General features: G+C 53.1%; 18 protein-coding genes and 1 tRNA gene. 10 read left to right on the top strand and 9 right to left on the bottom strand.

Features of this window, described 5'->3' with window-relative positions; translation table 11 throughout:
* Positions 1-11: 11 nt before the first annotated feature.
* On the top strand, positions 12-806 hold the full coding sequence (locus WCT94_RS02585; protein ID WP_336867761.1) for a thioesterase II family protein: 795 nt from the start codon (positions 12-14) through the stop codon (positions 804-806).
* 215 nt (positions 807-1021) lie between these two features.
* Here the strand turns inward: WCT94_RS02585 and WCT94_RS02580 are convergent.
* The 6 genes from WCT94_RS02580 to aspA all read right to left on the bottom strand — a co-directional run bounded on the left by WCT94_RS02580 (position 1022) and on the right by aspA (position 7093).
* Positions 1022-1097: transfer RNA gene (locus WCT94_RS02580), tRNA-Phe, on the bottom strand.
* 126 nt (positions 1098-1223) lie between these two features.
* Positions 1224-1799, bottom strand: a complete 576-nt coding sequence (locus WCT94_RS02575; RefSeq protein ID WP_014914059.1) for a transcriptional regulator — start codon at positions 1797-1799, stop codon at positions 1224-1226.
* A 43-nt stretch (positions 1800-1842) separates the two neighbouring features.
* Positions 1843-3594 (bottom strand): protein-disulfide reductase DsbD, encoded by a 1752-nt coding sequence (locus WCT94_RS02570; protein WP_336867759.1) that lies wholly within the window; start codon positions 3592-3594, stop codon positions 1843-1845.
* Positions 3570-3902, bottom strand: a complete 333-nt coding sequence (gene cutA / locus WCT94_RS02565) for a divalent cation tolerance protein CutA (RefSeq protein WP_336867757.1) — start codon at positions 3900-3902, stop codon at positions 3570-3572. Before cutA ends, WCT94_RS02570 begins: the two co-directional genes overlap by 25 nt.
* Positions 3903-4033: 131 nt before the next feature.
* Positions 4034-5335, bottom strand: a complete 1302-nt coding sequence (locus WCT94_RS02560) for an anaerobic C4-dicarboxylate transporter (protein WP_010286407.1) — start codon at positions 5333-5335, stop codon at positions 4034-4036.
* 318 nt (positions 5336-5653) lie between these two features.
* Complete coding sequence (gene aspA / locus WCT94_RS02555) at positions 5654-7093, bottom strand: aspartate ammonia-lyase (RefSeq protein WP_180784676.1); 1440 nt, start codon at positions 7091-7093, stop codon at positions 5654-5656.
* 529 nt (positions 7094-7622) lie between these two features.
* Between aspA and WCT94_RS02550 the strand changes: the two genes are divergently transcribed.
* The 5 genes from WCT94_RS02550 to ubiA all read left to right on the top strand — a co-directional run bounded on the left by WCT94_RS02550 (position 7623) and on the right by ubiA (position 12121).
* The gene (locus tag WCT94_RS02550) at positions 7623-8096 is read left to right on the top strand and encodes an FxsA family protein (protein WP_336867755.1); all 474 of its coding nucleotides are present in this window, start codon (positions 7623-7625) and stop codon (positions 8094-8096) included.
* Between the two features lie 231 nt (positions 8097-8327).
* Positions 8328-8621: a co-chaperone GroES gene (locus WCT94_RS02545; RefSeq protein WP_005971295.1), complete on the top strand. Its 294-nt coding sequence runs from the start codon at positions 8328-8330 to the stop codon at positions 8619-8621.
* A 45-nt stretch (positions 8622-8666) separates the two neighbouring features.
* Complete coding sequence (groL, locus tag WCT94_RS02540) at positions 8667-10313, top strand: chaperonin GroEL (protein WP_012773217.1); 1647 nt, start codon at positions 8667-8669, stop codon at positions 10311-10313.
* A gap of 400 nt (positions 10314-10713) precedes the next feature.
* Positions 10714-11223, top strand: coding sequence for a chorismate lyase (gene ubiC, locus WCT94_RS02535; protein ID WP_336867753.1), 510 nt, complete (start codon positions 10714-10716; stop codon positions 11221-11223).
* Positions 11224-11257: 34 nt separating this feature from the next.
* Positions 11258-12121 carry a 4-hydroxybenzoate octaprenyltransferase gene (gene ubiA / locus WCT94_RS02530; RefSeq protein WP_336867751.1) on the top strand — a complete coding sequence of 288 codons (864 nt, stop codon included), beginning with the start codon at positions 11258-11260 and terminating at the stop codon, positions 12119-12121.
* 131 nt (positions 12122-12252) lie between these two features.
* On the opposite strand, the gene plsB is transcribed toward ubiA, so the two are convergent.
* A complete protein-coding gene (plsB, locus tag WCT94_RS02525; protein ID WP_336867749.1) occupies positions 12253-14721 on the bottom strand; it encodes a glycerol-3-phosphate 1-O-acyltransferase PlsB in 2469 nt (822 codons plus the stop codon).
* 127 nt (positions 14722-14848) lie between these two features.
* Between plsB and WCT94_RS02520 the strand changes: the two genes are divergently transcribed.
* The 3 genes from WCT94_RS02520 (at position 14849) to WCT94_RS02510 (ending at position 16640) form a co-directional block, all read left to right on the top strand.
* Positions 14849-15214 (top strand): diacylglycerol kinase, encoded by a 366-nt coding sequence (locus WCT94_RS02520; protein WP_336867747.1) that lies wholly within the window; start codon positions 14849-14851, stop codon positions 15212-15214.
* Positions 15215-15324: 110 nt separating this feature from the next.
* Positions 15325-15933: a transcriptional repressor LexA gene (gene lexA / locus WCT94_RS02515; protein ID WP_010282910.1), complete on the top strand. Its 609-nt coding sequence runs from the start codon at positions 15325-15327 to the stop codon at positions 15931-15933.
* A gap of 497 nt (positions 15934-16430) precedes the next feature.
* The gene (locus tag WCT94_RS02510; RefSeq protein WP_010298839.1) at positions 16431-16640 is read left to right on the top strand and encodes a CsbD family protein; all 210 of its coding nucleotides are present in this window, start codon (positions 16431-16433) and stop codon (positions 16638-16640) included.
* Between the two features lie 64 nt (positions 16641-16704).
* On the opposite strand, the gene zur is transcribed toward WCT94_RS02510, so the two are convergent.
* The gene (zur, locus tag WCT94_RS02505) at positions 16705-17214 is read right to left on the bottom strand and encodes a zinc uptake transcriptional repressor Zur (RefSeq protein ID WP_010298842.1); all 510 of its coding nucleotides are present in this window, start codon (positions 17212-17214) and stop codon (positions 16705-16707) included.
* A 105-nt stretch (positions 17215-17319) separates the two neighbouring features.
* Positions 17320-18018, bottom strand: a complete 699-nt coding sequence (locus WCT94_RS02500) for a pirin family protein (RefSeq protein WP_336867745.1) — start codon at positions 18016-18018, stop codon at positions 17320-17322.
* Positions 18019-18131: 113 nt separating this feature from the next.
* On the opposite strand from WCT94_RS02500, the gene WCT94_RS02495 reads away from it, so the two are divergent.
* Complete coding sequence (locus tag WCT94_RS02495) at positions 18132-19028, top strand: LysR family transcriptional regulator (protein WP_039352134.1); 897 nt, start codon at positions 18132-18134, stop codon at positions 19026-19028.
* Positions 19029-19088: the final 60 nt, after the last annotated feature.

Raw genomic sequence — 19088 nt, 5'->3', positions numbered from 1 at the left:
CAGGAGAAATAATGTCACCGTGGTTTCACACATTACTGCCGCGTCCAGCGGCAGCTGTGCGATTAATTTGCCTGCCATTCGCAGGAGGGAGCGCCAGCCATTATCAACCCTTTGCCAACGGATTACCTTCGTGGGTTGAACTTTGCGCTGCCCAACTACCGGGACGTAGCACGCGCCTGCGTGAAGCGCCTTGCCTGCGGATAGCTGAGGTCGTTGAGGCGTTGCGTCAGCATATTCCGCTCGATAAACCTTGGTTGCTATTCGGTCACAGCTTGGGGTGCCGTTTGGGTATGTCATTAATGCAGGCGTTACAGGAACACGGGCAGCGTTTGCCTCTTCATTTTATTGCTTCAGGCTGCCGGCCACTGCATCTGATTCGTGACATATCGCCGATGTCATCGCTTTCCGACGCCGCATTTATCCAGCGGCTGCGAGGGTATGGGGGGACGCCGCCGGAATTGCTGGCTCATCAGGAACTGATGGCGTTGGTTTTGCCTATGTTACGGGCTGATTTCCGCTTGGTAGAGGATTACCACTTGTCCTCTGCCACGCCATTATCACTACCCGTTACGGTAATGGGAGGGCGCCAGGATCAGAATGTTCCAGTGATGGAGTTGCCACAGTGGCAGACGTTGTTTACCGACCCTGCGACGGTTCTGTTATTTGACGGTGGGCACTTTTTTATTCAGCAGCAGAGGCAAGCGGTGCTAGAGGCGCTGGTGCAAATTTTGCGGCGCTATCATGTTGGCGAGCTCATTGAAGATTCAACCTGTTTACGCTCATCAAGTCTCATCCCCCGAAAATAATACGCTGATCGCATCGCAGCCATGCGCCAGTTTCATGGTGTTCTCATGCATTGGCTTACGTGGTTCGCGATCGCTGGGGAAGAACAAATGCCTGCTGTCAGACTTGGACAAACGCCGGAGGCGTTGAACAGCGCGCTTGTCGCGCTGGCCCTGAAAGGGAGAGTCCACACGCCAGAAACGAAAAACCCCCGCCAAAGGCGAGGGTTAAGAATTAGTGGTGCCCGGACTCGGAATCGAACCAAGGACACGAGGATTTTCAATCCTCTGCTCTACCGACTGAGCTATCCGGGCAACGGGGCGCATTAAACCGTATTGGCCGCGTGGCGTCAACGGGTTTATCAACGAAAGCATGGAAAACCCTACTGACTGCCGACTTTTCAGCCAAAATGCGGGCTTTACCGCATTCCGTGTCTGAAATCAGGTGAGTGCGCCGTTTTTGCGGCACAAAGCAAAGCGTAAGACATCCTCTGCCAGCCGTTGAGCTGTGGCGATGCTGGCGGCCTGATGCTTGACCAGCAGGTTGCTCAGGCAGCCTTCCAGAATCAATTCCATCTGCTGTGCCACCATTTCAGGATCGTCGGTTTCCAGCTCTTCCAGTAAATCGCGGGTGTACTGATAAGAGGCTAGCTTCTGCTGTTCCGCAATCTGGTGGATGGGATGATTGATATCAGGGAAAAAGCTGCACGCCGCAATAAACAAGCAGCCTGGATAGCGCTGTTTATTCACTGACTCGTGCAGCACCTGATAGCGTGCCAGTAGCTTCTGCTCGATACTTTTCTCGTCGTCTAAGAGAAGTTGACGCCGCCAGGTATCGACCTGCTGGCTATGGTGACGGAGGCCGTCGTACAGCAGCGCCTCCCGATCCGGCCAGAAGGGCGTCAGTTCCTCTACCGGAACTCCCAGTCTCTCCGCCAGCATATCCAGCGTTGTCATCGCGAATCCGTGCTGCTCCAGCAGAGTAAGCGCATGTTCAAGAACGTCTTCCCGTTGCATTAGGTCTCCTCCAGAAGCACAACAAGCGAATTGAAAGTGTCGTTTATGGGCTGAACTTCTGCAAATGTGCCTGAAATTGTTCAGCGTTCATAAAACCGGTGACGCGCGAGCCGGGGATCTCTTTCCCCTGAGCGTCAAAAAATACGATGGTCGGCAGCCCTAAAACCTGTAGCTTTTTCAGCAGCGCGTTCTGTTCTTCGCGGTTCGCGGTGACGTCCGCCTGTAGCAGCGTGATGCGCGACAGATGGTTTTGCACCGCCGGGTCGCTGAACGTGTATTTCTCGAACTCTTTGCAGGCCACGCACCAGTCAGCGTAAAGATCGAGCATAACAGGCTGAGAACTCTTTGCCAGCGCGCTGTTGAGAGCAGCAATATTGGCGACAGGGGCAAAGCTTAGTGCTGAGGTGTGGGTTTGCGCCACGCCAGCAGGGGGAAATACCCAGTCTTGCAGCGGTTTGGCGCTGATCACCACGCCTGCCAGCAGCAGTAACTGCACGCCTCGCATCCAGCCTTTGCTGCTGCGCAGCGTCAGCATGAGTGCCCAGCCGAAGAAGGCGATACCCAGCGCGCTCCACAACCGCATTCCCCAAACTTCGCCGAGAATACGTTCCAGCAGGAAGACGGGCAGCGCCAGAATAATGAAGCCAAATGCTTCCTTAACGTACTGCATCCACGGGCCGCTACGTGGCAGCAGTTTGTTGCCGAACAGCGTGACCAGAATGAGCGGTAAGCCCATGCCAAGCGCGTAGAGATAAAGTGTGCCACCGCCTGCCAGCAGGTTGCCGCTCTGGGCGATATAAAGCAGGATGGCGCTGAGCGGGGCGGTAGTGCAAGGGGAGCAAATCAGCCCCGCCAGCGCGCCCATGCAGAATACGCCGGTGAGGGAACCGCTTTGCTGACGGTTGCTCCACTCTGTCAGTCGGGTTTGTACCGATGACGGGAGTTGGAGCGTATACAGACCAAACATAGAGAGCGCCAGCGCGACAAACATCACCGACAGGCCAATCAAAATATAGGGATGCTGGAGCGCGGCCTGAAAGCGTAATCCAGCCGCAGCGACAACCAATCCAAGCAGCGTGTAGGTCAGCGCCATACCCTGAACATAGGTCATCGACAGCAGTAGCGTTCTGCGCGGCGTCAGCTGTTCTTTTCTGCCCAGCACCAGACTGGCAATCAGCGGGTACATTGGCAGAACGCAGGGAGTAAAAGCGACACCGATACCAATCAACAGCGCCCACCACGGCGAGAACGGCATCGGCGTGGTCTGCGGTGATGCCGTTTGGTCTAATGGTGTTGCCTTGCCTGATAGCGTATTGGGCGCTGCATCTATGCCTGTGTTAGCCAGCACCTGACTGAGAGGAACGACACGTGTTTCCGGCGGATAGCAGAAACCCGCATCGGCGCAGCCTTGATAGGTCACTTTAACCGTCGCGCCGCTCTCGGCCCGTTCAATGGGAACCGCAAGCGCCAGCCGATCCCGCAGGATAAAGACCTGACCGAAGAACTCGTCGTTATGGCTTTCACCCTGTGGCAGCTCCACCTTGCCAAGTGTGGCGCCGTTTCCTTCGATCTTGATTTGCGCGCGGTACAGGTAGTAATCGGGGTGGATATCCCAGTGCAGATTGAGCTGGTTGTTTTGTTGCTGAAACTCAAAGGCGAAAGCCCCATCGACCGGCAGAAAGCGTGACGTCGTGCTGTTGCCAAACAGTTTCTGGCCGAAAGAAGAGGCGGCCACACTGGGGGAGCCGAAAGCCGTCCATAACAGGAAAATCAGCGTAAAGATGCGTTGAGCCATGTCAGATAATCGCTATCGCCCCCGGATACCGGCAGGACTAACAGCTCCGGCGTATCGTAAGGGTGTTGTTGTTTCAGGTGAGTCAGCAGGGCTTGCTGATGTGAGGTATCGCTTTTTATCAGCATTTGTATTTCTGATTGCTGTTCGAGCTTGCCTTCCCAGTAGTAGAGCGAACGTGCGCCGGGCAGCAGGGTGACGCAGGCAGCGAGCCGCGTTTCCAACAGCGATTCGGCAAGCCGTTGCGCGCAGGCGTCGTCAGGTGCGGTACATAATATGACGACAGCATCGCAAAGCGGGCGGTCAGACATCACATCCTCCGTGTCAGATGAACAAATTCCAGACAACCAGAGCCACACTATACCTTGCTTTATTGTTTGAAGGGAATGAGGCGGATCGACGTGTCAGGTCGATCCGCGAGGGGCTGTCTGAAAGGCAACCTTTAGATTAGGATGCTGCCGAGGATAAAGCCAAATATCACCGACAACGTAATCGCCATCACGCCGGGAATCAGGAAGGAGTGGTTAAACACAAATTTGCCGATGCGCGTTGAGCCCGTGTCGTCCATCTCCACCGCTGCCAGCAGAGTGGGGTAGGTCGGCAGAACGAACAGGGCGGAAACGGCAGCGAAAGACGCCACGGCCGTGACCGGAGAGACGCCCAGCAGTAACGCCGCTGGCATCAGTGCTTTCGCTGTTGCCGCCTGCGAGTAAAGCAGCGTCGCGGCGAAGAACAGCACGACGGCCAGCATCCACGGGTAGCTTTGCAGCAGCGCGCCTGCGGTGTCCTGAATATCGGAAATGTGCGCTTTAACAAAGGTATCGCCGAGCCACGCCACGCCCATCACGCAGATACAGGCGCTCATGCCGGACTTAAACGTGCTGGCAGAGAGGATACGCGCGGTGTCGATTTTGCAGGTGATGCAAATCAGCGTGGCGATAGTCAGCATGAAGACCACAATCGCTTCGTTGCGTGGCAGAACGGGGTTTTGAATCAGCCCAACCGTGCCGCTGATCGCCGTGGCATACAGCACGACAGCGACGATGCCGATCAGAAACAGCATCACGGAAAGTTTGGCGCCCGGTTTGATCTCATGCTGGCTATTACCGCGCAGCGTGGTTTCACCTTTTTTCAGACGTTCCTGATAAATCGGATCGTCTTTCAGCTCTTTACCCAAGAAGTTGGTCACAATCGCCGTCAGCAGGATCGCGGCGAGCGTGGTTGGAATACAGATGCCTAACAGCAGCAGATAGCTGACCCCGTGCGGCTCAAGAATACCGGCGACAAACACCACTGCCGCAGAGATTGGCGACGCGGTAATCGCGATTTGCGAGGCGACAACGGCGATAGAGAGCGGACGAGAAGGGCGAATCCCCTGCTCTTTGGCGACTTCGGCGATAACCGGCAGGGTGGAAAACGCGGTGTGCCCGGTTCCAGCCAGAATCGTCATGAAGTAGGTGACCAGCGGCGCGAGAAAGGTGACGTATTTCGGGTGTTTACGCAGCAGTTTCTCCGCCAGACTGACCAGATAATCCATTCCGCCCGCCACCTGCATGGCGGCGATGGCGGCGATAACGGCCATGATGATTTCAATGACATCAAAAGGGATTACGCCGGGCTTTATCTGGAACCCTAGCGTAAGTACAAGCACTCCCAGGCCACCGGCGAAACCAATGCCGATGCCTCCCAGTCGTGCCCCCAAATAGATGGCGAGCAGAACGATCAGTAACTCAAGACCAAGCATGACTATGCTCCTTAATTAATAAAAAATTCAATCTACTCGTCATACTTCAAGCTGCTTGTGCGTTGGCAATACTCGACTCATCACTGAGTCTCGCCCTGAAGGGCCGCCGCAAGCGGCGTTCAAATCGGCTAGGCCGATTTGTCCTTACTCACCCCAGTCACTTACTTGTGTAAGCTCCTGGGGATTCATGCGGTTGCCGCCTTCACGCAACTCGAATTATTTAGAGTACATAACTTATTCTTATGGCCGTAGACGGCAAAAAATAAAGGCACGCTGTTCTTCGTGAACGGACGTGCCTGTGGGTATTAGATGTCGGTGTTAGGGAAGCTCGTTTTCATCGGTGTAGCGTTTGGCTTTGTACGCCGGATGCATCAGGTTCTGGATGGAGAAAATGTCATCCAGCTCGGCTTCCGTCAGTAGGCCGCGCTCCAGTACGACTTCGCGCACGCTTTTCCCCGTTTCCGCGCAGATTCTGCCGACGATATCGCCGTTATGGTGGCCGATGAACGGGTTCAGGTACGTCACAATCCCGATGGAGTTGAAGACATAGGCCTCGCACACGCTCTTATTGGCGGTGATGCCGTTGACGCATTTCTCCAGCAGGTTGTAGCAGGCGTTGGTCAGAATGTGGGTCGATTCAAACATCGCCTGACCGATGACCGGCTCCATCACGTTTAACTGCAATTGCCCCGCTTCCGATGCCATGGTGACGCAGGTATCGTTACCGATGACCTTGAAGCACACCTGATTGACGACTTCCGGTACGACCGGGTTAACCTTGGCGGGCATGATTGAGGAACCTGCCTGTAGTTCCGGTAGGTTGATTTCATTCAGGCCAGCGCGTGGACCGGAAGAGAGCAGACGCAGGTCGTTACAGATCTTCGACAGCTTCACGGCCAGCCGCTTCAGCGAGCTGTGTACCATGACATAGGCGCCGCAGTCTGACGTCGCTTCGATCAAATCTTCTGCTGGCACACACGCCAGACCGCTGACTTCCGCCAGCCGCTGTACCGCCAGTTGCTGGTAGCCGTCCGGCGTATTCAGACGTGTACCGATGGCGGTAGCCCCCAGATTGACTTCAAGCAGCAGCTCTGCCGTGCGCAGCAGGTTTTTGATTTCTTCCTGCAACAGCACGTTAAACGCATGAAACTCCTGGCCGAGCGTCATCGGTACGGCATCCTGCAACTGAGTACGCCCCATCTTCAGCACGTCTTCAAATTCTTTGGCTTTGCGCTCGAAACCATCGCTCAACTTCGCTATCGCCTCGGTCAGCTTCAGGACGGACGCGTAGACCGCGATACGAAATCCGGTGGGGTAGGCATCATTCGTGGACTGGCATTTATTCAGATGATCGTTGGGGTTCAGATACTGGTATTCGCCTTTCTGGTGGCCCATCAGTTCCAGACCAATATTGGCTAATACTTCGTTGGTATTCATATTGACCGACGTGCCAGCGCCCCCCTGATAGACATCGACCGGAAACTGATCCATGCATTTTCCGTTATTCAGCACTTCATCGCAGGCACGGATGATGATGTCGGCGATTTTTTTCGGGATAGTTTGCAGTTCCCTGTTCGCCAACGCCGCAGCTTTCTTCACCATGACCATGCCGCGTACGAACTCGGGAATGTCGCTGATTTTATTGTTGCTGATATAGAAATTTTCGACGGCGCGCAGCGTATGAACGCCATAATACGCGTCTGCGGGAACTTCTCGGGTGCCTAACAGGTCTTCTTCAATACGGATGTTTTCTGACATGAGAGTGCCTATCCTGTTGTGCGACTAGTGATGCAACTAGACGCTGTGGGCTGGTGTGTCGGGCGGCGTTATCGTGGGAAACTGTTATCTCAGAAAACGTGCTCTCTCAGGCAAACAGTGTGACCCTGGATAAACCGTCTTATCTCGGCAATAGTCTCGGGATGTTTGACCAACCAAGTATCCATTGCCGTGAGGATATGTCGTTATGAAAGCGAAAAACAGGTGTTTAGATCACTATACTGGCGTTCTCTACCACTACGGTAAATGAACTGTGACTGTAGTCACGAGTCACTATTTTAGAACACTATTCGTGAGGCGACGGCATTGAAAATGCGCAAAGCCGTCCCCATTTAAGTCAATCACGATGTGCCGGATCGCGGAGCAGAGTGCGCATTTTACCTAATCCATTGGTAGTAAAAGTCGATGGGCAGTAACGCGTGCTGGGTTTTCAATCGCGATGGGCTTAACACGTTATTATTCACACACGTTTTTATTAAAACAGTACGCGTAAAACACACAGGAGAACCGGGTGCGCTGGTTACCGTTATTACTTATTTTTCTTTTGGCTTACATCGAGATATCGCTGTTTATTCAGGTGGCTGAGGTGCTGGGCGTCGCCATGACCCTGCTGCTGGTGGTCTTCACGTCCTGCGTGGGGGTCTCGCTGGTGCGCAATCAGGGGATGAAGACGCTGGTGCAGATGCAGCAGAAAATGGCAGCAGGTGAAAGCCCGGCGGCTGAAATGGTAAAAAGCGTGTCACTGGTGCTGGCGGGCTTCCTGCTCCTGATTCCGGGTTTCCTGACTGACTTTCTGGGGCTGCTGCTGCTGCTGCCACCGGTGCAAAAAAGCCTGACGCTCAAACTGATGCCTCACCTGCATATCTGGCGTTCCGGCTCCGGCGCGTCGTCGTCTTCTGGGGGTAACACCTTTGAGGGTGAATACCAGCGCAAGGATGGCGGGAGCGCAAATATTGAACATCGGGACGATCGTAACGACCGTTAACGTCACGATGAACTGAAAAACAGATAAGGATTATCATATTGATAATCCTTATTTTTTATCTGCTGTCTGCGACAAGTGGCCGCCTAACGCAAAAAAAATGAATTTTCTCCCTTGAAGGGCGGTGAAACGTCCCCACTTAGAACACCACAAGGCCAATGATGAAAAGCATAAGCAAAACATCGTCGGCGTTTATCCTAAACCGATATGGACTTTCTCAAAGGAGAGCTATCAATGAATATTCGTCCATTGCATGACCGCGTGATCGTCAAGCGCAAAGAAGTCGAGTCAAAATCTGCTGGCGGTATCGTACTGACTGGTTCCGCTGCTGGTAAATCTACCCGCGGTGAAGTTCTGGCCGTAGGTCACGGACGTATCCTGGAAAATGGCGAAGTGAAGCCGCTGGATGTGAAAGTTGGCGACATCGTTATTTTCAATGATGGCTATGGCGTGAAGGCAGAGAAGATCGATAACGAAGAAGTGTTGATCATGTCTGAAAGCGACATTCTGGCAATTGTTGAAGCGTAATTGCGCGTAATCATCTGAACTGAACGAATTTAAGGGAAATACACCATGGCAGCTAAAGACGTAAAATTCGGTAATGACGCTCGCGTAAAAATGCTGCGCGGCGTAAATGTACTGGCTGATGCAGTGAAGGTTACCCTGGGCCCGAAAGGCCGTAATGTTGTGTTGGATAAATCCTTCGGTGCACCGACCATTACTAAAGACGGCGTATCTGTTGCGCGTGAAATCGAGCTGGAAGACAAGTTCGAGAACATGGGCGCGCAGATGGTGAAAGAAGTTGCCTCTAAAGCGAATGACGCAGCAGGCGACGGCACCACGACCGCAACCGTATTGGCGCAGGCTATTATCACTGAAGGCCTGAAAGCTGTTGCAGCGGGCATGAACCCGATGGATCTGAAGCGCGGTATCGATAAAGCCGTTATCGCCGCTGTTGAAGAACTGAAAGCACTGTCTGTACCGTGCTCTGACTCTAAAGCGATTGCTCAGGTTGGTACCATCTCTGCTAACTCCGACGAAACCGTAGGCAAAATGATTGCCGAAGCCATGGACAAAGTCGGTAAAGAAGGTGTTATCACCGTTGAAGAAGGTACCGGTCTGCAAGATGAGCTGGACGTGGTTGAAGGTATGCAGTTCGACCGTGGCTACCTGTCCCCGTACTTCATCAACAAGCCGGAAACGGGTGCTGTAGAACTGGAAAGCCCGTTCATCCTGCTGGCTGATAAAAAAATCTCTAACATCCGCGAAATGCTGCCAGTTCTGGAAGCCGTAGCGAAAGCCGGCAAACCGCTGGTTATCGTTGCTGAAGATGTTGAAGGCGAAGCACTGGCAACGCTGGTGGTTAACACCATGCGTGGCATCGTGAAAGTCGCTGCGGTGAAAGCACCGGGCTTCGGCGACCGTCGTAAAGCGATGCTGCAAGATATCGCGACGCTGACTGGCGGTACCGTTATCTCTGAAGAGATCGGTCTGGAGCTGGAAAAAGCGACGTTGGAAGATCTGGGTCAGGCAAAACGCGTTGTGATCAACAAAGACACCACCACCATCATCGATGGTACGGGTGAAGAAGCTGCGATCCAGGGCCGTGTTGCTCAGATCCGTCAGCAGGTTGAAGAAGCAACCTCAGATTACGATCGCGAAAAACTGCAAGAGCGTGTGGCTAAACTGGCTGGCGGCGTAGCCGTTATCAAAGTTGGCGCAGCAACTGAAGTTGAAATGAAAGAGAAGAAAGCACGCGTTGAAGATGCTCTGGCTGCGACTCGCGCTGCGGTAGAAGAAGGCGTGGTTGCTGGTGGTGGTGTGGCGCTGGTTCGCGTTGCAGCCAAACTGGCTTCTCTGACTGCTCAGAACGAAGATCAGAACGTGGGTATCAAAGTTGCGCTGCGCGCGATGGAAGCGCCACTGCGTCAGATCGTTTCCAACGCCGGTGAAGAGCCATCAGTAGTTGCCAACACCGTTAAAGCGGGCGAAGGTAACTACGGTTACAACGCGGCAACGGAAGAATACGGCAACATGATCGACTTCGGTATCCTGGATCCAACCAAGGTAACCCGTTCTGCGCTGCAATACGCGGCTTCTGTTGCGGGTCTGATGATCACCACAGAATGTATGGTAACCGACTTGCCGAAAAGCGATGCGCCTGACTTAGGTGCTGCTGGCGGCATGGGTGGCATGGGTGGTATGGGCGGCATGATGTAATGTGACGCCATTGTCACCGGAAGCGACTTTCCGGTGACAGGGAGTCAGGTTACAGAAGCGCGTCTTTCTGTCCTTCCAAGAGCACTATCCGGTCACGATACCGGGTGGTGCTTTTTTTATGTGCCTCATTTCTGTTTAATCAATTCAATGAATTATTGAGGTAAGCGTTTTGCGTTTGCCGATTTCCCGCCGGATTGTCTGATGAGTGAGTAAAGCGGCATCGTTATGGATGTCACGCATCCCGCCGCATTGCTGAAATGTTGCCGTATCGTTGATGAATGCGTTTATAGCGTGTTATCGGGGAAGCATTCTGCGCTACAATAGGGGCGTTACTTTATTTACGAATGCGTTATTTGCGAATACTTTTATCTACGAAGTAACCCTGTTTGGAGTAGGGATAATGTCTGACGATGCGTCTACGCTTCTGCGCTCTATTTCCTGGTTTACTGAGCCCCCTTCGGTATTACCTGAGCACATTGGTGACTGGCTGATGGAAACCGGCTCCATGACGCGGCGACTTGAAAAATATTGTGTCCAACTGAAGACCACGCTGTGCAGTGAAAGGTTCATTACGCCACAGGCGCTGGGCGAAGAATGCGAACAGCTGCCGTATAGTGGGCGCTACTGGCTGCGTGAAGTGGTGTTGTACGGCGACGAACGTCCCTGGCTGTTTGGTCGCACCATTGTTCCACAACAGACGCTCGACGGAACGGATTCAGCCCTGACGAAAATCGGTAATCAGCCGTTGGGGCGTTATCTATTTGAGCAAAAATCGCTGACGCGTGACTATATCCATACCGGATGCTGTGAAGGCTTATGGGCGCGGCGTTCCCGCCTGTGTGTCTCCGGTTTTCCGTTACTGTTGACTGAGCTTTTCTTACCGGAATCACCGATTTATTTCAGCCGGTGATGAAGGTTGGCAGGTAATTTGAGGAGATAAATCCTTGGAAAGAAGTGTTACAGCAGGGAAATGGCTGGCTTATTGTCGCTTGATGCGAATTGATAAACCGATAGGTTCTCTGCTGCTGCTGTGGCCAACGCTATGGGCGCTGTGGCTGGCGGGAGGGGGAGTGCCTGCGCCGTGGACGCTCTTTGTGTTTGTCGCTGGCGTTTTCTTGATGCGAGCGGCGGGCTGCGTCATCAATGACTATGCCGACCGGCATTTTGACGGCCATGTAAAACGTACCGCTTCTCGCCCATTACCCAGTGGCGAGGTGAGCGAGCAAGCTGCCAAAGTGCTGTTTGTCGTGCTGGTCTTGCTGGCGTTCGGTCTGGTGCTGACGCTGAATAAGATGACGATCTGGCTGTCCGTTGCGGGGTTGGGGCTGGCATGGGTCTATCCGTTTATGAAACGGGTCAGCCATCTTCCTCAGTTTGTGCTGGGTGCGGCATTTGGCTGGTCAATTCCGATGGCGTATGCCGCGGTGAGTGAAAGCCTGCCGGTAACCTGTTGGATGATGTTTTTGGCGTATATCTGCTGGACGGTCGCCTACGATACCCAATATGCGATGGTCGATCGTGACGACGATCTGAAGATCGGCGTGAAATCCACCGCGATCTTGTTTGGCCGTTTTGACAATCTCATCATCGGGCTATTGCAGTTTAGCATGTTGGCGCTGCTGGTGATTTTAGGAAAGATCAGCGGATTGGGAACACCGTACTACATTTCGCTGTTGGTGGCTGGCGGGATGTTTATCTATCAGCAAATACTCACGGCCGGGCGCGAGCGCGACGCCTGTTTTAAGGCGTTTCACAACAATAAATACGCGGGAATGGCGATATTTATCGGTGTGCTGTTTGGCCTGTAAGCTGAATATCAGAAACAAAAAAGCAGCGATTTCTCGCTGCTTTTTTTATGGCAGAACATTCAGATGCGTTTGTCATGCTAAACGCACCTGCGGCTTGATGGCGGCGTATTGTCCGCCATTTTCTCGCCTGACTACTCCTGCGTTGTCTCTTCCACTGCCTGACTTTCGGCTTCCATTTCAGCGGATGAGCTGGCGCTTTCAATGGTCAAGCGTACTTCCGGGGTGATCAGATCGCCGAGGATGTTGTAGATCGCCACGATATCGCCTTGCGCCGCGTCCACACTGTCGGTGATATACCCTTCTGTCCGTAAGGTAGCGACCAGCGTTGAGAACACCGCTTTATCAAAGAACTCTGGCGCATTGATGCCGTGCAGGACGGACAGGCGTTGTGCCATGTTCCGGCTTTCCTTCTCCAGCGTTCCGCGGTTGATTTCTGGATTCGCACACAGCAACGACAACGTAATCGCATAGCGTTGCAGCGTTTCACGTACGCCAGCTGACAGCAATTGCAGCGTACGGATACGTGGCGGGTTGATAGCCAGTTCACCGTCACGGCTGCACAGCAGCTGCTGTTGAATCAGTTCATTAGCCAACGTTTCCAGCACGCCCGGTAACTGCTCTTTGGAATAATGCAGGAACAGTTCGGATTGCAGCAGCGGATAAATCAGCGCGATCTGGCGCACAACTTCGGCAAGCGTAATCCGACGGTGGTGGATGACGATGCTGGCGATCAGCGACGGTAACACCAACAGATGCTGGATGTTATTGCGATAGTATGTCATCAGAACAGCCTGTTCGCGCGGCAGAATGATGATATCGCCAATGCTGTCCTTCTCGACTTCGAACTTGTTCATGCTCAGCGCATGTTCCAACAGTTCATCCGCTGTCTTTTTGGGAACCGTAATATCTTTGTGGTAAGGAACCTGACGCAGTAGTTGCAGATAGCAATCCAGCTGCTCTTGCATTTGCTCGCGCGTCAGTGAGCGCTGACGCGATGCCAACAAGGCGGTAGAACACAGGTTCATCGCATTTGCTGCCGCAGAATTATTGATGCGCACCATGATATCCATAGAGATATCCTGCACCGTCGGCGTTAGCCAGCTTGGGCGCTGTGCTTCAATGGGATCAATCGCATCACGCCATTGCGGAACATGCTGGTTCAGATAGGTGGTCAACGGGAGCGGTTCACCGAAGTTCACATACCCCTGACCGAGATTACGCAGTTTGCGCAAACCGCGTACCATCTGCATAAAGCCTTCTTTTTCCTTCACCGCGCCGCGCAGCTCTTTCGCATAGGTGCCGACTTCCATTACATGCTCGTAGCCGACATAAATCGGCACCAGCGTGATGGGGCGCGTGCCGCCTCTGAGCATGGCCTGAATCGTCATCGCCAGCGTACCAGTTTTGGGTTCCAACAGACGGCCCGTGCGCGAGCGCCCGCCTTCCATGAAATATTCCACCGAATAGCCACGGGCAAACAGTTCACCCAGATACTCACGGAAAATCGTGGAATACAGCTTGTTGCCCTTGAAGGTACGACGAATGAAGAAAGCGCCAAGACGGCGGAAGATCGGGCCTGCCGGCCAGAAATTAAGGTTGATGCCTGCGGCGATGTGCGGCGGCACTAAGCCCTGATGGTACAGGACGTAGGACAGCAGCAGATAATCCATGTGGCTGCGGTGGCAGGGCACATAGACAATGCCGTGACCATCCTGCGCCAGCTGGCGAACGCGTTCGGCGTTATGGACGTTGATCCCTTGATAAAGGCGGTTCCACGTCCAGCTTAAGACACGATCCGACAGACGCACGGCCTCATAGGAGAAGTCGGCGGCGATTTCTTCCATCAGCGCAATCGCGTTCTGCTGCGCTTTCTCAGTAGAAATCTTCTTACTGCGCGCCTCATCGTCCACGGCTTTCTTGATCGCTTTGGAATCCAGCAGCTTGTTAAATAGCTCCTGACGTACCGGCAAGCGCGGGCCAACTGCCGCCAAACGCTGGCGAGAGAAGTGCATACGCGCGACGCGCGCCAGTTTGTGAGCTATGGTTTTGTCAGTGCCATGTTCGGTCGCCATATAGCGCAGCGACACCGGGCTAGAGAAGCGGACAAAACTGTCGCGGCCTAGCCACAGGACGGCGAAGAATTTCTCGATACCGTTGAGCAAGCGCAGGTGCGGTGCGGCCTGAGCATGGCCTTCCCGACCCGGAGAGCGCCCAAACATCACGGAAACCGGCACCATCTGTACGTCTAAATCTGGATTGGCGCGATGCAAGTCCAGATAGTCGTGGAACAGTTTGACGGATTTCTGCTTGGGAACGTAATAGCGGAAGACTCGCGGCCCGTCATTAATAAAGACGTGGCTGGGGAGTTCGACGCCGCTGAATTCGAACGACTGCGAGGGATCGGGTAACCCCAATGCCAGGCACTTCGCACGTAGCGTCAAGAGATCTGCCTGAGAATTATAAGGCAGAACATAGAGTATAGGACGTGAGGGATCTAACCCCAACTCGACCACGGGATCTGCGGGAATAACTTTGCTTTTAACCAGCAGTTTCAGTGGGAGATTCAATAGTTTATAGTAAATTTTACGCCAACCTGACATAACAACTTGAAGCCTCTTGTTAGCAATGCGCCGCAAGGATACCAGAAACTGCGTCGGAAATCTGTGGTGGTGAGACAACGTAAGCGCGTTAAAATGCGAACTATTTTACGTAAAGAATGGAGGATAAATGAATAAAGCAACGGGGATGACCCGGATTATTAAGGCGACCGGTTATTCCCTTAAGGGGCTAAAGCAGGCGTGGCAGCATGAGGCGGCGTTTCGTCAGGAAACAATACTGACGGTTGTCGGCGTGATTATCGCGTGTTTGCTGCCGGTTACCCTGGTCGAAAAGCTCCTGCTGATCGGGTCCGTCGTATTGATTATGCTCTTTGAGTTGGCTAACAGCGCGATTGAAGCGGTTGTCGATCGTATTGGCCTCGAGCATCACGAATTATCCGGCCGGGCGAAAGATATCGGCTCGGCGGCTGTTTTTGTTGCCATCGTGTTAGCGGCTGTCGTGTGGGGCAGCATCCTCTGGCAACATTTTGCCTGACGGTACGCATAAATGAATAAAAGTCAGAGGCTTTGCCGATATCTCCATTCCCAATTGTGGCTTACCTGTATATACTCACAGCAAGACTGTATAAACAACCAGGGGGCGGAATGAAAGTATTAACAGCAAGGCAGCAGCAGGTTTATGACCTGATCCGCGATCATATTGCGCAGACCGGAATGCCGCCAACGCGCGCGGAAATTGCTCAACAGCTGGGGTTTCGCTCTCCGAATGCGGCTGAAGAACATCTTAAAGCGCTGGCGCGTAAAGGCGTGATTGAAATTGTATCGGGTGCTTCTCGCGGTATTCGTCTGCTGATGGAAGAAGAGACGGGTATTCCCCTGGTTGGTCGCGTGGCAGCTGGTGAGCCTCTGCTGGCGCAGGAACATATCGAATGTCACTATCAGGTTGACCCTGCCATGTTCAAACCCAGCGCTGACTTTTTGCTGCGGGTGAGCGGTATGTCGATGAAAGACATCGGTATTATGGATGGCGATTTACTGGCCGTGCATAAAACAGAAGATGTACGCAATGGGCAGATTGTCGTCGCGCGTATTGATGATGAAGTGACGGTGAAGCGCCTGAAAAAGCAGGGCAATACGGTGCATCTTCTCGCGGAAAACGAAGAGTTTGCCCCGATTGTTGTCGATCTGCGTCAACAAAGCTTTTCGATAGAAGGCTTAGCGGTTGGCGTTATTCGTAACAGCGATTGGAGCTAACGGTTCATCGAGATGCACTGCTCGTTTGCTGAGTTAGTGCATCATCCTCTTTGTGTTAATCGCTTCATGTGTGAATTGCTTCATATGTGAGTTTCCCCGCATGTTAATCGGCTAGCTGTATATATTTCGTTACATTTAGCGCGTATTTTCTACGATTCCCCTTACCGCCTGTTTTTCCACTGCTTTTTGCGGTGATTTTCTCGTGCCCAACGCCTTTTTCAGCTACGGATTCCTTATTTTTCATTTTCATTAAAATATTCGGCTATGATTTTTATCAATGTAAGCATTTTAATCTTTATTTTGTCGTTTTGTGATTGATCATCTGCCATCACATTTAGGTTAGCCCGGCAATCAAGGGAGACAGTGGCGAAGAACACCGTGATGGTTCGCACCATGATGACGCTGCTTACTGAATAGACCGATTTATCTGACACTGACGCCTACGTCGGTAGTCATGATTCGTTTATGCGCAATACACCTCAGGTACGGAGATTCTTATGAATAAAGACCAAGCCAGCGGTAACTGGAAACAGTTTAAAGGTAAAGCGAAAGAGCAATGGGGCAAATTAACGGATGACGATCTGACGGTCATCGAAGGTAAACGTGACCAACTGGTGGGGAGAATCCAGGAACGTTACGGATACGCAAAAGAAGCGGCAGAGAAAGAAGTGAAGCACTGGGAAGAACACCACAAATATCACTGGTAGTGAACGTGATGCTTCTTCGCAGAAAGGGACGATAGCCCTCGGGGCTATCGTTTTTTAATAGAGGTTAACGCTTTTTAATCGGAACGGTGTGGTCGTGATCGCAATGGTCTGGCTGTTTGCACGATGCCACTTCCTGACAGCCACCACACAGCCCGTGCGCTTCCACAACGCTGTGGCGCAGCGTAAATCCTGACTGCTGTGCTAGGCTACGCAGTGTTTCTTCCACACCTTCGGTTTGACGTTCCGTAACCTGCCCGCAGCGATCGCAGATGAACAGAGCTGACGTATGGCTGTGGTCTTCGATATGGTGACACAGCACATAGCTGTTGTTTGACTCGACTCGATGAATGAAGCCTTGTTCCAGCAGAAAATCCAGTGCGCGGTAGACGGTCGGCGGTTTGGCCTGAGGTTCGGAAACTCGCAGCAGATCCAGCAGGTCATAAGCGCTGATAGCACCGGACTGCTGTGCCATTAGGCGTAAAACCTCTAACCGCTGCGGCGTGAGACGCACAGCGCGCTGCTGACAAATCTGTTCAGCCTGGGCAAGAAGTTTGTCCTGTTTGGTTGAATCCATTGTCATATCACCCTGACGCATTGAGGAACAAGACGGATATCTTACCACGGCTGAATAAAAACGCCGAACTGGCGGCGTTTTCCTGATAAAGCAACGGGCAGAACGCTACACGACCAAGTCGATAAGCAGCGCCCGCAAAGGTGCGTCTGCCCGTAGCGTCAACGTTGTTTCTTCTTTGATAAAGGCGCCATCGCCGCAGTGTAGGGCTTCACTGCTCTGATTACCTTTTACCACCATTGAACCGTGGATCAACTGGAGGTATGCCTGATTGCCCTGTAGCGCGATCGTGCTTTGCTCATTCTGCTGGAGATCGACGTGATGGATCCAAACCTGTTGGCGCAGTTGCAGGCTGGTCTGTTCACCTTCCGGCGAGGCAAGCAGAGTATGGCTTGATGAATCTAATTCCATACGCTGTAACGGGCTGTTCTCGCGGGTCTGGCAGGCGTTCAGCCATAATTGCAGCCGCGTCAGTGGCTTACTGGCGTTGGTATTATGTTCGCTATAGCTGACGTTTGGCTGAGTGGCGAGCAGCAGCACATCTCCGGCTTTGGCCTGAATGTGGCAGCCATTGCTGTCGCGGTATTCTGCCTCACCCTGAAGAATAATATTCAGGATATCAACCCGTGGGTAGGTTCGCGGCTGGAATGATGCCCCCGGCGCCAATACTTCCTGATTGAGCACGCGCAGAGAGGCGTAGCCCAGCAGCTGTGGGTCAAAATAGTGACCAAAAGAGAATGTATAGCGTGCCTGCAACCAGCCATAGTCGGCCTGGCCGCATTGCCCCGCTGCTCTTCGTGTGATCATAATCTTTATCCCCCCAGATAATTATTTCTTAAACCGATAGTAATTGTGTGGACGTTGGATTGTTAGCTAGTTAATCTGGTGGGTATATTCAAAATTCCTGAATGAGTACGAAGATGGCGAAAGAACGAGCATTGACGCTGGAAGCCTTGAGGGTTATGGATGCGATCGATCGTCGTGGCAGCTTTGCCGCTGCGGCAGACGAACTGGGTAGGGTGCCTTCGGCACTGAGCTATACCATGCAGAAACTGGAAGAAGAGTTAGATGTGGTGTTGTTCGATCGTTCCGGGCATCGTACTAAATTCACGAATGTCGGGCGCATGCTGCTGGAACGTGGACGTATCCTGCTGGAAGCCGCGGATAAGCTCACTACGGATGCGGAAGCGCTGGCGCGTGGCTGGGAAACGCACCTGACGATTGTGACGGAAGCGCTTATTCCGACTCAGCGACTTTTTCCCTTAATCGATAAGCTGGCGCTCAAAGCGAATACGCAGGTGTCGATTCTGACGGAAGTGCTGGCGGGCGCGTGGGAGCGCCTTGAGCAAGGGCGTGCCGATATCGTGATTGCGCCGGACATGCATTTTCGCGCGTCTTCAGAAATGAATACCCGCAAGCTGTACACGATGAATAACGTGTATGTCGCCAGCCCAGAGCACCCGATTCATCAGGAACCTGAACCGTTGTCGGATGCGACACGGGTGAAATACCGTGGGATTGCGGTGGCGGACACGGCGCGCGAGCGCCCGGTACTGACCGTACAACTGTTGGATAAACAGCAGCGTCTGACGGTGAGCTCGCTGGATGATAAACGGCGTGCGCTGCTGGCGGGATTAGGCGTCGCGACCATGCCTTATCCAATGGTGGCGCAAGATATTGCCGAAGGGCGTTTACTGGTGATTGGTCCGGAGCATCAGATGGAAAGCCAGATTATTATGGCGTGGCGGCGAGACAGCATGGGCGAGGCGAAATCCTGGTTCCTGCGTGAAATTCCGAAGCTGCTGAACCAGCCCTAAATTCCGCGCTTTATTACGGCAAGGTGTGGGCAACACCTTGCCTTGCGCTTCATCGCTAAT

Origin of the sequence: Pectobacterium sp. 1950-15 (assembly GCF_037136835.1) — a bacterium.
Taxonomy (GTDB): domain Bacteria; phylum Pseudomonadota; class Gammaproteobacteria; order Enterobacterales; family Enterobacteriaceae; genus Pectobacterium.
This window is presented reverse-complemented; position numbering and strand designations above follow the sequence as displayed.